The sequence below is a fragment of the Pseudomonas sp. B21-012 genome (assembly GCF_024749305.1).
Taxonomy (GTDB): domain Bacteria; phylum Pseudomonadota; class Gammaproteobacteria; order Pseudomonadales; family Pseudomonadaceae; genus Aquipseudomonas.
Genome location: NZ_CP087197.1, coordinates 2,239,495 through 2,254,914 on the forward strand (window position 1 = coordinate 2,239,495; position 15,420 = coordinate 2,254,914).

A 15,420-nucleotide genomic window follows, 5' to 3' on the forward strand; every position below is an offset into this window, starting at 1 on the left:
GCGCTTGGTTTCAACGGAATACCCAGAGCACCCGGGTACTGTGTTCGGTCAGGTTGGCGTAGCGGAACTGGCTGTGCGCCGGCAACTGGAAGCTGTCGTTGGCCTGCAGGGTGACCGGCTCCGGGGCGTCATCGAGCCACAGGCTCAACTCGCCTTCGAGGACAAACCCGCCTTGCTCGGAGCTGTCGTCCAGGTGCCCGTCACCGCTGCTGGCGCCGGGCGCCAGGTGGCTTTCGAGCATCGAGAAACCGCCGTTGAGCTTGGGCGAGACCAGCACGTCGGTGACCCCGGCGGCGTAATACAGGGTGCGCCGTTCGCCGGGGCGGGTGACCCAGTCGACTTGCCGCGGCTTGCTCAGGTTGTAGAAGTAGGTAGTCGGCACGCACAGGGTTTCGCTGATGGCGGTGAGGTCGGCCACGGTCGGGCGCGACAGGCCGCGCTCGACCTGAGACAAAAAGCCCACCGAACGGTCGATGCGTTCGGCCAGCTCGCCGAGGGTCAGGTTGCGGTGCTTGCGCAGGTCGCGGATGAGGATCGCCAGGCTTTCGATTTCTTCCTGCATGTCCATAAAGGGGCTCTCTCAAATAGTGTCGCGCAGGCGGTACCAGGCTTTGCCGGCAGCTTCCAGCGGCGCGGCGAGCAGGTCGCCACCGGGGAAACGGCCGTTGTCGATGGCCTGGTACAACGCCAGCAAATCGTGGTTGCCAAGGATCGCATCACTCACCGCGCGGGCGCCGGCCAGGGTCGGCAGCACGCCATGCCCGGAGAAGCCCTGCAGCCAGTAGCGCTGGCCCTGACGGCCGATGTCCGGGGTGCGGCGCAGGCTGCAATCGATATGCCCGCCCCAGGCGTAGTCGATCGCCACGCCCTGTAGCTGCGGGAAGGCCCGTTCCAGCACCGGGCGGGTGGCGGCGGCAACGTCCTTGGGAATGCCGCCCAGGTAGGTGCAACCGCCGCCGAACAGCAGGCGCTGGTCCGGGGTCAGGCGGAAGTAGTCGGGGACGAACTGGTTGTCGATCACGCAGCTGTTGCGCGGCAGCAGCGAACGGGCCAGGGCCGGGTCCAGGGGCGCGGTGGCCACCTGATAGGAGCCCACCGGCAGCAGGCGCTGCGACAGTGGTCGGTCAAGCTGGTCGATGTAGGCGTTGCAGGCCAGCACCAGCACGTCGCTGCGGATTTCGCCTTTTTCAGTGCGGGCGACAAAGCCTGCCGGGGTATCGCGGTAGCTGAGCACCCGGCTTTGCTCGAAGATCCGCCCGCCGGCCGCTTCGATGGCGCTGGCCAGGCCCTGGGCCAGTTTCAGCGGGTTGAGGTGGGCGCCTTCGGCATCGTACAGCGCGGCCTGGTAGCGCGGGCTGCCGATCCATTCGGGCAATTCGTCGCGCTCGATCACCCGCAACGGGTCATAGCCCCATTTAGTTTCGGCTTCGTGCCTGGCCTCGTGGAGCATGGCCACCCGTCGCGGTAGCACCGCCGCCCACAGGCTGCCACGCTGGTAATCGACGGCAAAACCGTGGCGCTCGGGCAATTCACGCAGCTCGCTGGCGGCCCAGCGCATGCTGTCCCACAGGCGCCGTGCGCGTTCCTGGCCAAGGGCCTTTTCCAGCGGCGCCATGTCGCACGACCACCCCAGCAACGCCTGCCCGCCATTGCGCCCGGACGCCGCCCAGGCCACCCGGCTGGCTTCCACCAGGGTCACCCGCTTGCCGGCCAGCGCCAGGCGCAGGGCGGTGTGCAGGCCGCTGAAGCCGGCGCCAATGATCAGCACCTCGGTGTCCAGGCGTTCCTGCAGGGTAGGGCGCAGAGGGATGGCGGTGGGGTAGGTCTGGGCGTAATAGCTGGCGACATGCTGGGCGGATTGCTTGAACACGACGGACCTCATGAATTTTTATTGGTATTTTTTCATGAAAAACTACCAGATAAATTTCACGAGGCCAAGCGAGGCTCAGCGTTCAATGGCGCGCAGGCTCTAGACCGCAGGTTTGTGATGGTGCCGGTGGCTTGCGATCTCGTCAGCCAGGCGCGGGCTGTAGCTGCGCGTGGAGATACCGGTGAGGCGTTCGAACATCAGCGCGAACTTGACGTCCAGCGCCCGCTTGCCGGTCATATAGGCATTCAGGGTGGTGACGCTGACGCCCATCTCGGCGGCCATGCGCCGCTGCGACACCCGCTCTGCCTGGGGTTGCCCGGCCTTGAGTGCAGCAAATGCCCTGCGCATTGCCAGCAGCTCTTCTTCTTCCCACACCCACAGATTACCGCTCATGATTCGATCTCAGTCACACGGATTCGGTCGAGCAATCCGTTGCTGGAATCGCTACATCCTACTGCTGTTGTCTAGTGTCCATTAACCGACCAGGGCGGTCGGTTGTTTTGCCATCATACTCTTCGCGCGTTCCAAACTAGTAGCACCCGGCCATGAATGTGCAGTTTTTCCAGCGCCGCGCCTTCGATCAATACCGGCGGGTACAGCGGATTGTCGGCAATCATCCGCAAGGCGCCATCGGTCAGGCGTTGCAGGCGTTTGACGAACAAGTCGCCGTCGAGGCTGAACACGTAGATGGCATCGCTGCGCACCTCGTGAATGCCACGGTCGACCAGCAGCGGGTCGCCGTCGTTGAAGGTGCCGGCCATGCTGTCGCCATCGCCGCTGATGATTGCCAGGTTGTGCGCGGCAGAAAAACTGATGCCCTGGCCACGCAGCCAGTTCAGGTGCACGGTCAGGTCGCGGATTACTTCGACATGGGCCGGTGGCGTGTTGCCGTTGCCCATCGAACCGCGGATGTCGAAGTGGGCGATGCTGACGAACTCGCCGCTGGCCGGTACACCAGCCTCGCCCTGTAGCACATCCATCCAGCCGGCAGGCAGGCGCTCGGCCTGCTCGATGCGCCGGGCCACTTCATCGCCGAGGTTTTTTTCTGTGCGCAGCGACAGGATCTGGCTCAGGTGCGCCGGGCTCATGCCCCAGCGCTCGGCACAGCTGGCCTTGCGCTGGGTGCCGAGCAACTGCAGCAGGTTGTGCTTGCGAATCGCGTAGATATCCATGGGGTGCAGAATGCCACTATTTAGCTCGATGCTAAAGAGGGGCCCGGCGTTACTCACGCGATTATTGCACCCGCACTACGCTTGCCGGTGCGCTCAGCAGGCGCTGGCGCAGCAGGTCGTAGGCCCAGTTGTAGGCCATGGTGTAGGGCAGCATGAAGGCGAAGAAACCGATCTCCAGCAAGAACGCCTGCACCAGCGACACGTCGAGCATCAGCGCTGCGATCGGCACGCCGATCAGCACAAAGCCAGTTTCAAAGCCGCCGGCGTGAAGGGCACGGATCTTGACCGTACGCGCGACCCGGCTGACCGGCCAGAGACGGTCGAACGCCGCGTTGTAGAGCATGTTCCAGATCATCGCCACGGTCGACAGCATCACCGCCAGCGCGCCCATTTCCAGCATCGAGCGGTTCAGCAGCCAGGCGCCGACCGGTGCGCAGATCAGCACGGCGATCAGTTCGAAGCCGACGGCGTGGACGATGCGTTCAGCAAAGGATTTGTGGGTGGCTTGCAGTTTCATGACGTCACCTGAAGGTGTGTTTCGGTGAGGCAATTTTCATCGGTTTTTTGCTTATTTGAAAAATAGATTCCATCGTAAAAAGCGATGGAATGATTGGGTTGCCTGGCTCAAGTATCGATATCAGTGCGGTTGATATCAGATTTAAGTTTTGGCGGATTGCTCGATATCACGCGCCGGAGGAGCATGCACACACCATCCATCACCCAAGAATAACGACCCATGACCCTCTCTACTGTGGCAGCACTGCAACTGGGTTCGCACCCCGACGGCAAACAACCAACCCTGGAGGCAATTCTTGCCTACGAGGCTGAAATAAAGGCCGCTGGCGCCCAGTTGGTGGTCATGCCCGAAGCCCTGTTGGGCGGCTATCCGAAAGGCGAAATCTTCGGCACCTACATGGGCTATCGCCTGCCGGAAGGCCGCCAGGCCTTTGAGCGCTATTTTGCCAATGCCATCGATGTGCCGGGCGCCGAAACCGCCGAACTCGAAGCCCTGGCGCAACGTACCGGCGCGCACCTGGTGGTCGGTGTCATCGAGCGCAGTGGCAGCTCGTTGTTCTGTTCGGCGCTGTTCTTCTCGCCGGAGCAGGGCCTGGTGGCCAACCACCGCAAACTCATGCCGACCGGCAGCGAACGGCTGATCTGGGGCCAGGGCGACGGCTCGACCCTGCCGGTGATCGATACCCCGGTGGGCAAGATCGGCGCGGCAATCTGCTGGGAAAACCACATGCCGCTGCTGCGCACGGCGATGTACGCCAAAGGCATCGAGGTGTGGTGCGCGCCGACGGTGGACGAGCGCGACAACTGGCAAATCTCCATGCGCCATATCGCCCACGAAGGGCGCTGTTTTCTGGTCAGCGCCTGCCAGTACCAGCCGTCGCCACGCGACCTGGGCACCAGCCTGCCGCACTGGGATGACGACCGTCCGCTGATGCAGGGCAACAGCGTGATCATCGGCCCCATGGGCGAGGTGATTGCCGGGCCATTGAAGCACGGCCCCGGTTTGCTGGTGGCGCAGATCGATTCGGCCGAGCTGGTCAAGGCGCGGTACGACTTTGATGTGGTCGGCCACTATTCGCGCCCGGATGTCTTCACCTTGCTGGTTGATGAACGGGCGAAAAGCTCGGTGAAGTTCCAGCAATAACCCGAAGTGGGCAGGGCGCGCGTGCGCCGGTTGCCCTGATGTTGCTGCACACCTGGCTTCGTCCTGAGGCCAGGTGCCTGTCGATTCCGACACGCTCTGCGGTTGATCGTTGCTTTGAAGTTTCTGCGCTTTGCGTTGCCCTGCACCAATAACAAAAATACTAGAGGCTTGTCAGAAATGAATACTGGTTCGCACCTGCTGTACCGCAAGATCGCCTGGAAGATATTGCCGCTGCTGTTTGTCAGTTACATCGTTTCCTACCTGGACCGGGTCAATATCGGTTTCGCCGCGTTGCGCATGCAGCAGGACCTGAACTTCAGCGATGCGGTCTACGGGCTCGGCGCCGGGGTGTTTTTCCTCGGTTATGTGCTGTTTGAAGTGCCCAGCAACCTGCTGCTGACCCGCATCGGTGCGCGCAAGACCATCATGCGCATCATGATTTCCTGGGGGCTGGTGTCGTCGTGCATGATGTTCGTGCAGACGCCTTTGCAGTTCTACCTGGCGCGGTTTTTCCTCGGGGTGTTCGAAGCCGGGTTCTTCCCGGGCATCATCCTTTACCTGACCTACTGGTTTCCGGTGCGCATGCGCGGCAGCGTGATCGCCGTGTTCATGTCGGCCATTGCCATCGCCGGCATTCTCGGCGGGCCGCTGTCAGGCTGGATCATTCGCGCCATGGAAGGCGTGCATGATTTGCACGGCTGGCAGTGGATGTTCCTGCTCGAAGGGGCGCCGGCGGTCATCCTCGGTATTCTGGCTGGCTTCCTGCTGATCGACCGGCCCGAGCAGGCAACGTGGCTGAGCCGCGAAGAGCGCCAGCGCATCGCCGCAGAGGTTGGCACGCCCACCGGCAGCACAAGCCACGCACTCGGTGCGGTGGTGCGCGACCCGCGCATCTATGCCCTGGCGCTGGTGTATTTCTCGGTAATGGCCGGGCTCTACATTCTCGGTTTCTGGCTGCCGGGGATGATCAAAAGCTACGGCGTCGACGACCCTTTCCATATTGGCCTGCTGACGGCGCTGCCCTACATCGCCAGCGCCGTGGGCATGATCGTCATCGGCAGGCATTCCGATGCCGTCGGCGAGCGCCGCTGGCACCTGGCAAGCTGCATGCTGGTGGCCGCCTGCGCGTTGATCGCCTGCACCCTGGTGCCGGGCAACCTGGTGCTGGGCCTGGTGACCCTGAGCGTGGCGGCGGTCGGCTTGTATGCCTCGATGCCGTTGTTCTGGACCATCCCCACCCGTTACCTGGGCAGTGAATCGGCTGCCGGCGGCATTGCCCTGATCAACTCCCTGGCGCTGTTCGGCGGCTTCACCAGCCCAACGGTGCTGGGGCTGGTCAAGGCCAGCACCGGCAGCCTGGATATCGGCCTGTACCTGTTCGCCGGCTTGCTGGTGGTCGGCGCTGGCGCGCTGATCCTGGCGCTGCCGGCCCGGCTTATCAAAGAGAGCCCAACGCTGGCGGTGCAGGGTGAAGTCTGCGAATCACTGTGAACCCGACGCAAGCCACCAACAGGTCAAGGCAATGAAGACAAAAGTGCAATCGGATGAAGCTGTCGCGGTACGCAAAATCGGCGTGATCGGCGGCTTGGGGGCGCTGGCCGGGGCAGACCTGTTCTACAAGCTGACCCGCTCGCGCCAGGTGCTGGCCGAGCAGTTCAACTGCCACCTGCTGCTGGAGCAGCAGGCTTTCAGCGACGCCGCGTTGCCCCTTTACGCCGGGGCCAGCATCGCCTCGCGCAAGTTCTATGTCTATGAACTGTGCAAGGCGTTCGAGGCCCGCGGTATCGAGACGGTGATGCTGCCGTGCTTCGCCAGCCATACCTTCCTTGGCGAGATCCAGGAGCAACTGAGCCTGCGTATTCTCGACATGATGGCGGCGCTCAAGCAGCACATTGCCGGCCGGTATGCGCCGGGGACGGTGCTCGGCATGCTGGCCTCGGATGTGGTTCGCGGGTCCGGGCTGTTCGAGCGCTACCTGGGCGGCGACTACCGCCTCAGCTACCCGCCGGCGGCCGAGCAGGCAGCCTTGATGGCGGCGGTGTACGGCGAGGCTGGCATCAAGCACGGCGGGCTCGACGGCGCGCCGCTCGAGGCGGTGCAGCGCCTGGCTGGCGCGCTGCAGGCGCAGGGTGCGGCCGTCATCGTACCGGGCATGACCGAGCTGGCCCTGGTCTGCGCGGCCTTGCAGCGTAGCGGCATTGCCATGCTCGACAGCAATGCGATCTATGCCGACTTCGCCGCCAGCGAGCACTACCGGCGCGCCGAGGCGCCGTTCAAGCTCGGCGTCGTCGGCGGCGTGGGGCCGGCGGCAACGGTGGACTTCATGGATAAGGTCGTGGCCAACACGCCCGCCGGCAAGGATCAGGACCACATCAAAATGGTGGTCGAGCACAACCCGCAGATTCCCGACCGCACCGCGAACCTGCTCAGGGCTGAAACCGATCCGACCATTGCCCTCTACGCCACCTGCCAGCGCCTGGCGGACGCCGGTGCCGATGCCATCGCCATCCCGTGCAACACCGCTCATGCGTTCGTAGCGCGTATCCAGCCGCACCTTGAGGTGCCGATCGTCAACATGCTCGACGAGACCATTGCCTGCATCGTCGAGCAGTACGGATCGAGCACGCCAGTGGGCTTGCTGGCCACCTCGGGCACGTTGCAAAGCGCTGTCTATCATGAGGCTGCGCGGGCGGCCGGCTTGCAGTTGCTCACCCCGGGGCACGAGTACCAGGCGCTGGTGATGGAGGCGATTTACGGTGCGCGCGGGATCAAGGCCGGGTTTACCGAGGGCATCTGCAAGGAGCAGTTGCTGGTGGTCGCCGAGCACCTGTGCGAGCTGGGTGCCGGGGTGTTGATTCTGGGCTGCACTGAGCTGCCGCTGGTGCTCAGCCCGACGCCGGCCATGGGCCTGGGCCGGCACCGGGTGGCGGTGGTCGACCCGACCACGGTACTGGCCCGCGCGTGCGTGCAACTGGCGCTCGATGCCCGGCCTCAGGACAGGCAGAAGGTGTTGTCCACCAGTTGAATGATCAGCGACTTGACCGTTTGCAGCGTGCTGTCGTGCTTGCTGCCCACCCGCGTGCCGATTTCCAGGTCGTAGGAGGGCAGCGGCACCGGGCAGGGAAAGGTCTGCAGGGTGCTGACCCGTTCCATGGCCCGGGCGGCGTGGGTGGGCACCGTGGTGATCAGCTTCGAGCCCACCAGCAGAAACGGCACTGCGGCAAAGTGCGAGGTCGAGGCGCGGATGCTGCGCTTGTAGCCGGCCGCATTCAGCCCCTCGTCGACGATGCCGACGAAACCGCCCGACGACACCAGCAGGTGCGGCCGCTGGGCGTAGTCTTCGGCGCTGCTGGGGATGCTGTTGTCAGCGTCGGCGATGCACAGGTAGTTGCCGCGGCCCAGGCGGTGGCGGGCAATCAGCGGCGACGACAGCCCGCCGGCAGACACGGCGATATCGATCTGATGATGCATGAGCATGTCCTGCACCAGGCCGCTGTGGGTCTGGCGGAACAGAATGCGCAGGCCGTGCAGTTGTTCATCGATCAGCGCCACCAGGCTTTGCCCCAGGGCGATTTCGCTGTCGTCGGAGAGGCCGATGGTGATGGTCCGGCCCTTGATGTCTTTGCCGGCGACCGACAACGCAAAGGCTTGCCGGCAGCGATTGAGGGCCTCGCCAATCAGCGGCGCCAGCTCGTTGGCGCGCAGGGTCGGGCGCAGGCCACGGCCGGTACGTTCGAACAACGGGTCGGCGTAAATTTCCCGCAGCCGCGCAAGGGCCGCACTGACCGCAGGCTGGGTGACCCCCAGGCGCAGCGCCGCGCGGCTGGCACCGCCTTCTTCGATCAGGGCGACAAACACTCGCAGTAAGTTCAAGTCGACAGAGTCGATATCAATGCTATGCATATCAGATATCTTGATAGTTGATTGATTTATAGTATAGGCGTACGCACAATCCGCGAACAAATACTTCATCAGCGTATTTGCAGTGGCTGATGAGTTGGGCAGTCGAGTTTGGGAGCGTATGAAAGGTTCAGCAGTAGTTAAGGGGTTGTTGTGTGTATTACTTGCACCGTGGTTAGTGGCCAGTGGGTCTTTTACGGTAAGTGCTGCAGACCTTGTTGCGGCACCGGGCGTCGCCGCCGAATCGTGGATGTTGATGGACTATGAAAGTGGCGAAGTCCTGGCCCAGGGCAATGCCGATGCGCGCATCGACCCTGCCAGCCTGGTGAAGATCATGAGCAGTTATGTGATCGGCGAGGCTCTGCAGTCCGGCGCACTCAGCGCCAGTGACCGGGTGACCATCGAGCACGATGCCTGGGCCGCAGGCAATCCGCACTTGCAGGGCTCTTCGTTGATGTTTCTCAAACCCGGCGACCGGGTCTCGGTACAAGACCTCAATACCGGGGTTGTGGTGCAGTCTGGCAATGACGCCTGTATTGCCCTGGCCACTTACATTGCCGGCAGCGAAAACGCCTTTATCGACCTGATGAATGAACAGGCCGGCAAACTTGGCCTGACCAATACCCAGTTCAAGACCGTCCATGGCCTGGCCGCCGAAGGGCAATACAGCAGTGCCCGCGACATGGCGATACTCAGCCGTGCGCTGATTGCCGAGTTGCCGGCGGAGTACGCCTTGTACAAACAAAGGGCCTTCGCCTTCAACAACGTTCAGCAATACAACCGCAACCGCCTGTTGTGGAGTACCAGCCTGGATGTCGATGGCCTGAAGACAGGCAACTCCAGCGCAGGCGGCTACAGCCTGGTCACCTCGGCGCAACGTGACGGGCGCCGCCTGATTGCCGTGGTGATGGGCGCCAAGTCCGATCGGCTGCGCTTTCAGGAGTCGGAAAAACTGCTCAAGTGGGGCTTTCGCGCATTCGAGACGGTGACGCCGATCCAGGCCGACGAAGTGTTCATGAGCAAGCGGGTGTGGTTTGGCCAGACCCGCAACGTCAAGCTCAATGCCGGCGCGCAAGCGACCATCAGCGTGCCCTACGGGCACTCGTCCGAGGTGCAGGCCAGCGCCATCGTCGACACCGCCGAACTTCACGCGCCGTTGCAGGCGGGGCAGGTGGTGGGGGTGGTCAACTTCCAGGTGGGCTCAAAACACGTCGCCAGCAAGCCGCTGGTGGTGATGGAAAGCGTGGAAGAGGGCGGCTGGTTCAGCCGGGCCTGGGACTACCTGTTGCTCAAGGTGTACCAATGGCTGGGCGTGTGCCTGTTGTGCGCGGGCTAGTTGCGATCCTGTAGACGAGAAGAGGGGCCTATGAACCGTTATCTGCGCTGCTTCCTGCCCGTGCTGTTGGTATTGACGGCGACAGGCTGCAGCAACCCTGCAAGCACCAGCGAACACTCGCTGTTCGTCTCGGCGGCCGAGGCCGATGCCAACAACCAGCGCGTCCTGCAAGCGCTGTCGGATGAGCCCGATGTGGCCGGTGGCCTGGTGGTGTATTTCGACACCGACAGCTCGGCGATCGAGCCGCCTTATCAGGCCAGGCTTGCCTATGTGGCCAACTATCTGGTGAGCCATCCCGAGGCCGAAGTGTTTGTCGAGGGCCATACCGATGACATCGGCTCGCCCGAGCAGAACTTCGTCCTGGCCCAGGCGCGTGCCGCGATGATCGCCTATTACCTGGTCAAGTACGGCGCCTTGTATGAACAGGTGAATGTTCACGCCTATGGCGAGCATTCACCGGTGCGCGAGGGCAGTGGCAAGGACGACTTGAAGCTCAACCGCCGGGGCGTGGTGGAGTGGGTCAGCCATGGGCACAGTTTGGGCTATGAGTTTGAGCAACAGTGAGCAGGGCTTGAGTTCAAAGCGCCTTCTTGTTTCTTACGCTCCAGGCCTCAAGGAAACCGTCGGTTGGAAACACCACGGGGTGTTTATCCATCCTGACCTTCACCGGGACATCCTTGGCGAAGGCGTTGTAGATATAGTGCTGCGCGGCATCGGAGACCGGCAGGAAGATCGACACCTTGGTGCCTGGTTTTTCCTCGCGGCACTCATGCAGCACCTTGATCGGCTGATCGTTGACTTCAATAAAGCCCTCATTGGTCTGCAGCTTCCCGCAGTCGACAAACTGCGTGAAGATCATTTTTGCGCCCTGTTCCGTGGCATTGATGACGGCGTTGTAAACGACAACGCCGTCCTTGAAACCCTCCGAGTTGCTCAGCGCAATCGCACTGTACGGCGCGTCCTTGCTGAACTCGTTGAACAAGGCGTAGCGGTACTTATCGGTGCCGATGGTTTTCGCCAGCTTGCGGCCTTCATCGGTTTGCATGTCAATGACGAAGTGCCCAGCGACAGCCTGGGAGGAAACTGCCGCCAGCAGCAGAATGCCAGGCAGGCAGAGGATTTTTTTTGCGCGTGAGATCATGGAGCAGTTCCTTGCTTCGACTGACAGCCATGATATCAAATTGACGCCATTGCCTTAAGGCTGGGTTTGACTGTCGGCTTTAATCACCGACGTGTCTGCGCGGAACTCCGCTGCAAAACGGGGCCGCTGCTCTTAATCCATTTAATAATGCTTCTCAGTTAATGTAGTATTCGCCGCTCTCCGGCGGGGCCGGTTCACCGAAATAGGGCTGAGCATGTCACGCATTGGCACCTCTGATCTGCTAACCAACTTCCATGAGCACTACGCAGAACTGTTGGCGTTCCTGGCTCGGCGGTTGGGTAACGTTGAGCAAGCTGCCGATGTGGCTCAGGATACCTATCTGCGTTTGGTTAACCTGCCGGCGGGCGAACCGATACAGGAGCCTCGCGCGTTTCTGTTCCGTATTGCTGGCAACCTGGCCATTGATCGTATGCGTCGGGAGGGGCGACTCAATGCCTTGCATGCCGATGAATCACAGGCCCTGGAGGTATGCGATCCACGCCCTTCACCAGAGACTGCTCTGATCACGGATGAGGCTTTGGCACAGCTCGATAGCGCCATGGACAAGTTGCCAACCAACGCAAGGTTGGCGCTACTGCTCAACCGTCTCGAGGGGCTGACCCATGCGCAGATCGCCATAAGACTCGGCGTTTCCGAAAGCACCGTGGGGAAGTACATTGTTCAAGCTGTACGTCATTGTCGCGACTCGCTGAGCCGGACGCAGTGGAGATGAACCGCTTGCCTTATACGAACGTGCCCCCCCAGACTCTGACGCCTCTTCACACTTCCAAGCTTGAAGAACCCATGACCGACAGTGTTGATCCTTCCGATCTGGAAGACCAGGCCATCGAGATGCTGGTGCATCTGCACTCAGGTCGGGCTACTACAGCCGATCACCTGGCCTATGACAACTGGTGCCAGCGCTCTGCGTTCCATGCTCACGCCGCAAGCAGGGCCGAGGCATTGTGGGGCGCGTTCCCGCTCACACAAAAAGCCCGACAATTCGTTGCTCCGCCCCCCGAGAAGCGTCGTAAACCTGTACGCGCCTTATGGGCAGCCGGCATGGCAGCTTGTGTTGCATTAGTGGTGTTCAGTGCAGCGCTGCAACGCCCCTGGTCAGCGCTGTATGCCGATCATGTGACAGACCCTGGCGAGCGACGGGAATTGCGCCTTGAAGACGGCAGTCGGCTGTGGATGAATGGTGACACCGTGCTGTCGGTGAATTACAGCCATAACCAACGTGGCATCACGCTGTATCAAGGGGAAGCACTCTTCGAAGTTGCCAAGGATTCATCGCGGCCTTTTATCGTTCACGCCGCTCAAGGTGATGTGCAGGCAATCGGCACACGTTTCGATGTGGATCAGCGCGGCGACAAAGTCACCGTCCAGGTGAGCGAAGGGATAGTCCAGCTCAGTTCGGGCGGGGAGACCCTGCGTCTGCCCGCAGGGCAATCCACGGCCTATCGCCAGGGTCTGGCGCCGCAGATGGCGGTGGAAGTCGATGTGCAGGATGTCGCCACCTGGCAGCGAGGCAAATTGATTTTCAATGCGCGGCCGCTGGGTGAGGTGCTCGCCGAACTCGACCGGTACATCCCAGGCGTCCTCTACCTGACGGATGAAACGCTGGCGGCACGGCGTATCAGCGGCACATTCGAAGTGGATGATCCACACGCTGCGCTTAATGCGCTTAATGCGCTTGAGCAGACGCAGCCACTTCGCATCACTCGGTTGCCGTTACTCACGCTGGTGCGGCCCAAGCGCTGATACAGGGCCAGCATCCCTTCCCGGAGAGCACCTTGCAAAAAAATGAAAATTCTTTGGCAAGGTCCTCCACGTCGTTTCGTCGTAGATACGAAGCGCGAATCATTCACATTAAAGTCGCGCAGCCAACTCTAGGGAAAGGTTGCTTTCATGTTTCATGTCTCCTTACGTACCCGTGCGCATTCGTTGCGCCAGGCAATGGCACTGGCTGCCTTGCTCGGACTGCTGGCACCGGTCGATGCTCATGCCAGGGGCTCCGAAGCCTTCGCTGTCACTCAGCTCTTCAATATCGCTGCCCAGCCACTGGACAGCGCACTAACCCGATTCGCCGATCAAGCCGGCCTGCGCATCATTTTCAATTCCGACGAGGTAAGTGGAATGAACAGCGCTGGGTTGAGCGGGCCCTACAAGGTCAATGAGGCGCTCGATCATCTGCTCAGCGGCAGTGGTTTCGGTTATGAGTTCGTCAATGACAAGACGCTGACCTTGCGCAAGCTATCGACTGATTCGGCAGTGCTGGAGCTGGGCGCTACCGATGTGAATGCACTCAGGCTGGCTTCGACAACTGAGGGGACCGGCGCCTACACCACTGGCCTTACCAACACGGCGACAAGGTTGGGGCTTTCGCCGCGTGAAACGCCTCAGTCCATCAGTGTGGTCACTCGGCAACAGATGGATGACCAGAACATGCAGTCGTTGGAAGACGTTGCAAGGGCAGCGACAGGCATCAGCACGGTTAAAGGGTTCGGCACAGAGCGTGCGCTTTACTACTCGCGAGGGTTCCAGGTCGACGACCTGCAGTTCGATGGCCTGCCGAGCAGCGTCACGGAAAGTTTCTCGATGGACGTCATGTCAGTGAACAACATGGCCATGTATGACCGGGTGGAAATTGTCCGAGGTGCGACAGGCCTGATGCAAGGGGCAGGTAATCCGTCTGCGGCGATAAATATGGTGCGCAAGCGACCGACGCGTGAATACCAACTCAAGGCGGAGCTCGGTGCTGGCTCGTGGGACAACTACCGCACGCAACTCGATGTTGGCGGCCCCCTGAACGCAGAGGGCACCCTGCGTGGCCGTACGGTCCTGATGTACAACAGTCGAAATAGCTACCAGGACTACGCTGACAAGGACAATCAGCTGTTCTACGCCATTGGCGAAGCCGACTTGAGTGACTCGACCACGATCGCGGTGGGGGCATCTTTCCAGCAGGACAATAACGGCGGCTACGACTGGGGTGGTTTGCCCACCCACCTGGATGGCAGTTCTTACAACTTCTCGCGTTCGAAGTCGTTCGCCGGTAAGTGGGCCCACCTGGACAAGATCAACCGCAACGTTTTTGCCGATATCAAGCACAGCTTCAATGAGGACTGGAACCTCACCGTCGCCACCAATCTGATCTGGTCCAATGCAGATTTTCTCGCTCAGGTTGGGTATCACAGCAAAGACTCCGATTCGACGATGCAGTACTGGCCGAACAGCGCTCGTTACGATGACGAACAGATCAATCTCGACGCGGCGCTCAACGGCGCATTCACCCTGCTGGGGGGCAAGCATGAGGTGGTGATAGGGACCAACATGAGGCGCGACAGGCTGCAGTACGTGACAGGCTCATCAAGCGTGAACCCTATCGTCGACATTCTGGACTTCGACACCTCGCAGTTCCCTGAACCGCACATAGTCGGCAGCCTGACGCCCAGCCGACATGTGCGTAAGGACAAGGGCATATATGCCGCCACCCGCCTCAATCCGCTCGATGATCTGCACGTCATTCTCGGCAGCCGTTTGAGCTGGGTCGACTACGACACCCAAGGCCCCTGGGAGACGGACCGCTTCAAGGAAAATCGCAAGGTCATCCCTTACGGCGGCATCGTCTACGACGTCAATGACAACACCTCGGTGTACGCCAGCTATACCGAGATCTATAAGATGCAGGGCAACTACAGCGTCGACAACACATTGCTGGAACCCACGACGGGCAGTAACTACGAAGTCGGCACGAAAAACGAGCTGTTCGATGGCAGGTTGAATACCGCCCTGGCGCTCTTCCAGGTAGATCAGTCAGGCCTTGCGCAGGTCGTTCCCGATGCTGGACGTGTCTGCGGGCCAACGCGTGATTCGCGGTGCTACACCGAGGGTGCGAAAGTGCGAAACCGCGGGTTCGAGGCAGAGGTTTCAGGCGAGTTGATGCCCGGCTGGAATGCCTTGATGGGCTACACCTACAGTCATCCAAAATACATCGCCGGTACCAAAAAGGGTGACGCTTATGGCACAGAAAATTCGCCACAGCGACTGTTCAAGGCCGCCACCACCTATCAGCTGCCAGGGAAGTTGGATCAATGGCGAGTGGGGACCAGCGTCTACCATCAGAGCAAGCTGTACCTGAACGAGATTTCGCAGAGTGCCTACAACCTTGTGGACCTGAACGCCAACTTGCGAATCGACCAGAACCTGAGCGTTCAATTGAACCTCAACAATGTTTTCGACGAGAAGTACTACACCGCGATTTTTAGTCAAGACACCGGAAACTATTACGGCGAACCCCGCAACTTTGCCATCACCCTACGCTACGAGAATTAGTTG

General features: G+C 61.2%; 15 protein-coding genes. 8 read left to right on the forward strand and 7 right to left on the reverse strand.

Features of this window, described 5'->3' with window-relative positions:
• Window positions 1–10 precede the first annotated feature (10 nt).
• From LOY37_RS10270 to LOY37_RS10290, 5 genes are all read right to left on the reverse strand, one after another.
• Complete coding sequence (locus LOY37_RS10270; protein ID WP_045201551.1) at window positions 11–568, reverse strand: helix-turn-helix domain-containing protein; 558 nt, start codon at window positions 566–568, stop codon at window positions 11–13.
• 12 nt (window positions 569–580) lie between these two features.
• On the reverse strand, window positions 581–1,870 hold the full coding sequence (locus LOY37_RS10275) for an FAD-binding oxidoreductase (protein WP_258716791.1): 1,290 nt from the start codon (window positions 1,868–1,870) through the stop codon (window positions 581–583).
• 99 nt (window positions 1,871–1,969) lie between these two features.
• Window positions 1,970–2,263 (reverse strand): helix-turn-helix transcriptional regulator, encoded by a 294-nt coding sequence (locus tag LOY37_RS10280; protein ID WP_258716792.1) that lies wholly within the window; start codon window positions 2,261–2,263, stop codon window positions 1,970–1,972.
• 113 nt (window positions 2,264–2,376) lie between these two features.
• Window positions 2,377–3,042 (reverse strand): S24 family peptidase, encoded by a 666-nt coding sequence (locus tag LOY37_RS10285; protein ID WP_258716793.1) that lies wholly within the window; start codon window positions 3,040–3,042, stop codon window positions 2,377–2,379.
• 61 nt (window positions 3,043–3,103) lie between these two features.
• Complete coding sequence (locus LOY37_RS10290; protein WP_258716794.1) at window positions 3,104–3,559, reverse strand: multidrug/biocide efflux PACE transporter; 456 nt, start codon at window positions 3,557–3,559, stop codon at window positions 3,104–3,106.
• A gap of 219 nt (window positions 3,560–3,778) precedes the next feature.
• Here LOY37_RS10290 and LOY37_RS10295 point away from each other — a divergent pair, with 219 nt between their 5' ends.
• From LOY37_RS10295 to LOY37_RS10305, 3 genes are all read left to right on the forward strand, one after another.
• A complete protein-coding gene (locus tag LOY37_RS10295) occupies window positions 3,779–4,702 on the forward strand; it encodes a carbon-nitrogen hydrolase family protein (protein ID WP_258716795.1) in 924 nt (307 codons plus the stop codon).
• A gap of 177 nt (window positions 4,703–4,879) precedes the next feature.
• Window positions 4,880–6,193 (forward strand): MFS transporter, encoded by a 1,314-nt coding sequence (locus LOY37_RS10300; protein ID WP_258716796.1) that lies wholly within the window; start codon window positions 4,880–4,882, stop codon window positions 6,191–6,193.
• Between the two features lie 31 nt (window positions 6,194–6,224).
• A complete protein-coding gene (locus tag LOY37_RS10305) occupies window positions 6,225–7,727 on the forward strand; it encodes an aspartate/glutamate racemase family protein (RefSeq protein ID WP_258716797.1) in 1,503 nt (500 codons plus the stop codon).
• Here the strand turns inward: LOY37_RS10305 and LOY37_RS10310 are convergent.
• Window positions 7,694–8,605 (reverse strand): LysR family transcriptional regulator, encoded by a 912-nt coding sequence (locus LOY37_RS10310; protein WP_045201538.1) that lies wholly within the window; start codon window positions 8,603–8,605, stop codon window positions 7,694–7,696. The two genes, LOY37_RS10305 and LOY37_RS10310, sit on opposite strands and share 34 nt — an antisense overlap.
• Before the next feature lie 118 nt (window positions 8,606–8,723).
• On the opposite strand from LOY37_RS10310, the gene LOY37_RS10315 reads away from it, so the two are divergent.
• Both LOY37_RS10315 and LOY37_RS10320 read left to right on the forward strand, forming a co-directional pair.
• Window positions 8,724–9,938 (forward strand): serine hydrolase, encoded by a 1,215-nt coding sequence (locus tag LOY37_RS10315; protein ID WP_408980708.1) that lies wholly within the window; start codon window positions 8,724–8,726, stop codon window positions 9,936–9,938.
• Window positions 9,939–9,968: 30 nt separating this feature from the next.
• Entirely contained in the window at window positions 9,969–10,502 is a 534-nt protein-coding gene (locus LOY37_RS10320) for an OmpA family protein (protein ID WP_258716799.1), read from the forward strand.
• A gap of 13 nt (window positions 10,503–10,515) precedes the next feature.
• Here LOY37_RS10320 and LOY37_RS10325 read toward each other — a convergent pair whose 3' ends face one another.
• Window positions 10,516–11,079 carry a hypothetical protein gene (locus LOY37_RS10325; RefSeq protein ID WP_045201534.1) on the reverse strand — a complete coding sequence of 188 codons (564 nt, stop codon included), beginning with the start codon at window positions 11,077–11,079 and terminating at the stop codon, window positions 10,516–10,518.
• A 214-nt stretch (window positions 11,080–11,293) separates the two neighbouring features.
• Between LOY37_RS10325 and LOY37_RS10330 the strand changes: the two genes are divergently transcribed.
• The 3 genes from LOY37_RS10330 (at window position 11,294) to LOY37_RS10340 (ending at window position 15,417) form a co-directional block, all read left to right on the forward strand.
• Window positions 11,294–11,812: a sigma-70 family RNA polymerase sigma factor gene (locus LOY37_RS10330; protein WP_258716800.1), complete on the forward strand. Its 519-nt coding sequence runs from the start codon at window positions 11,294–11,296 to the stop codon at window positions 11,810–11,812.
• Between the two features lie 71 nt (window positions 11,813–11,883).
• Complete coding sequence (locus tag LOY37_RS10335) at window positions 11,884–12,843, forward strand: FecR family protein (protein ID WP_258716801.1); 960 nt, start codon at window positions 11,884–11,886, stop codon at window positions 12,841–12,843.
• 147 nt (window positions 12,844–12,990) lie between these two features.
• Window positions 12,991–15,417: a TonB-dependent receptor gene (locus LOY37_RS10340; RefSeq protein ID WP_258716802.1), complete on the forward strand. Its 2,427-nt coding sequence runs from the start codon at window positions 12,991–12,993 to the stop codon at window positions 15,415–15,417.
• Window positions 15,418–15,420: the final 3 nt, after the last annotated feature.

Bases quoted from the DNA above. Each gene is read 5' to 3' on its own strand.
- LOY37_RS10270 (WP_045201551.1), bottom strand. From the start codon at position 568: ATGGACATGCAGGAAGAAATCGAAAGCCTGGCGATCCTCATCCGCGAC.
- LOY37_RS10280 (WP_258716792.1), bottom strand. From the start codon at position 2,263: ATGAGCGGTAATCTGTGGGTGTGGGAAGAAGAAGAGCTGCTGGCAATG.
- LOY37_RS10285 (WP_258716793.1), bottom strand. From the start codon at position 3,042: ATGGATATCTACGCGATTCGCAAGCACAACCTGCTGCAGTTGCTCGGC.
- LOY37_RS10290 (WP_258716794.1), bottom strand. From the start codon at position 3,559: ATGAAACTGCAAGCCACCCACAAATCCTTTGCTGAACGCATCGTCCAC.
- LOY37_RS10295 (WP_258716795.1), top strand. From the start codon at position 3,779: ATGACCCTCTCTACTGTGGCAGCACTGCAACTGGGTTCGCACCCCGAC.
- LOY37_RS10300 (WP_258716796.1), top strand. From the start codon at position 4,880: ATGAATACTGGTTCGCACCTGCTGTACCGCAAGATCGCCTGGAAGATA.
- LOY37_RS10305 (WP_258716797.1), top strand. From the start codon at position 6,225: ATGAAGACAAAAGTGCAATCGGATGAAGCTGTCGCGGTACGCAAAATC.
- LOY37_RS10310 (WP_045201538.1), bottom strand. From the start codon at position 8,605: ATGCATAGCATTGATATCGACTCTGTCGACTTGAACTTACTGCGAGTG.
- LOY37_RS10315 (WP_408980708.1), top strand. From the start codon at position 8,724: ATGAAAGGTTCAGCAGTAGTTAAGGGGTTGTTGTGTGTATTACTTGCA.
- LOY37_RS10320 (WP_258716799.1), top strand. From the start codon at position 9,969: ATGAACCGTTATCTGCGCTGCTTCCTGCCCGTGCTGTTGGTATTGACG.
- LOY37_RS10325 (WP_045201534.1), bottom strand. From the start codon at position 11,079: ATGATCTCACGCGCAAAAAAAATCCTCTGCCTGCCTGGCATTCTGCTG.
- LOY37_RS10330 (WP_258716800.1), top strand. From the start codon at position 11,294: ATGTCACGCATTGGCACCTCTGATCTGCTAACCAACTTCCATGAGCAC.
- LOY37_RS10335 (WP_258716801.1), top strand. From the start codon at position 11,884: ATGACCGACAGTGTTGATCCTTCCGATCTGGAAGACCAGGCCATCGAG.
- LOY37_RS10340 (WP_258716802.1), top strand. From the start codon at position 12,991: ATGTTTCATGTCTCCTTACGTACCCGTGCGCATTCGTTGCGCCAGGCA.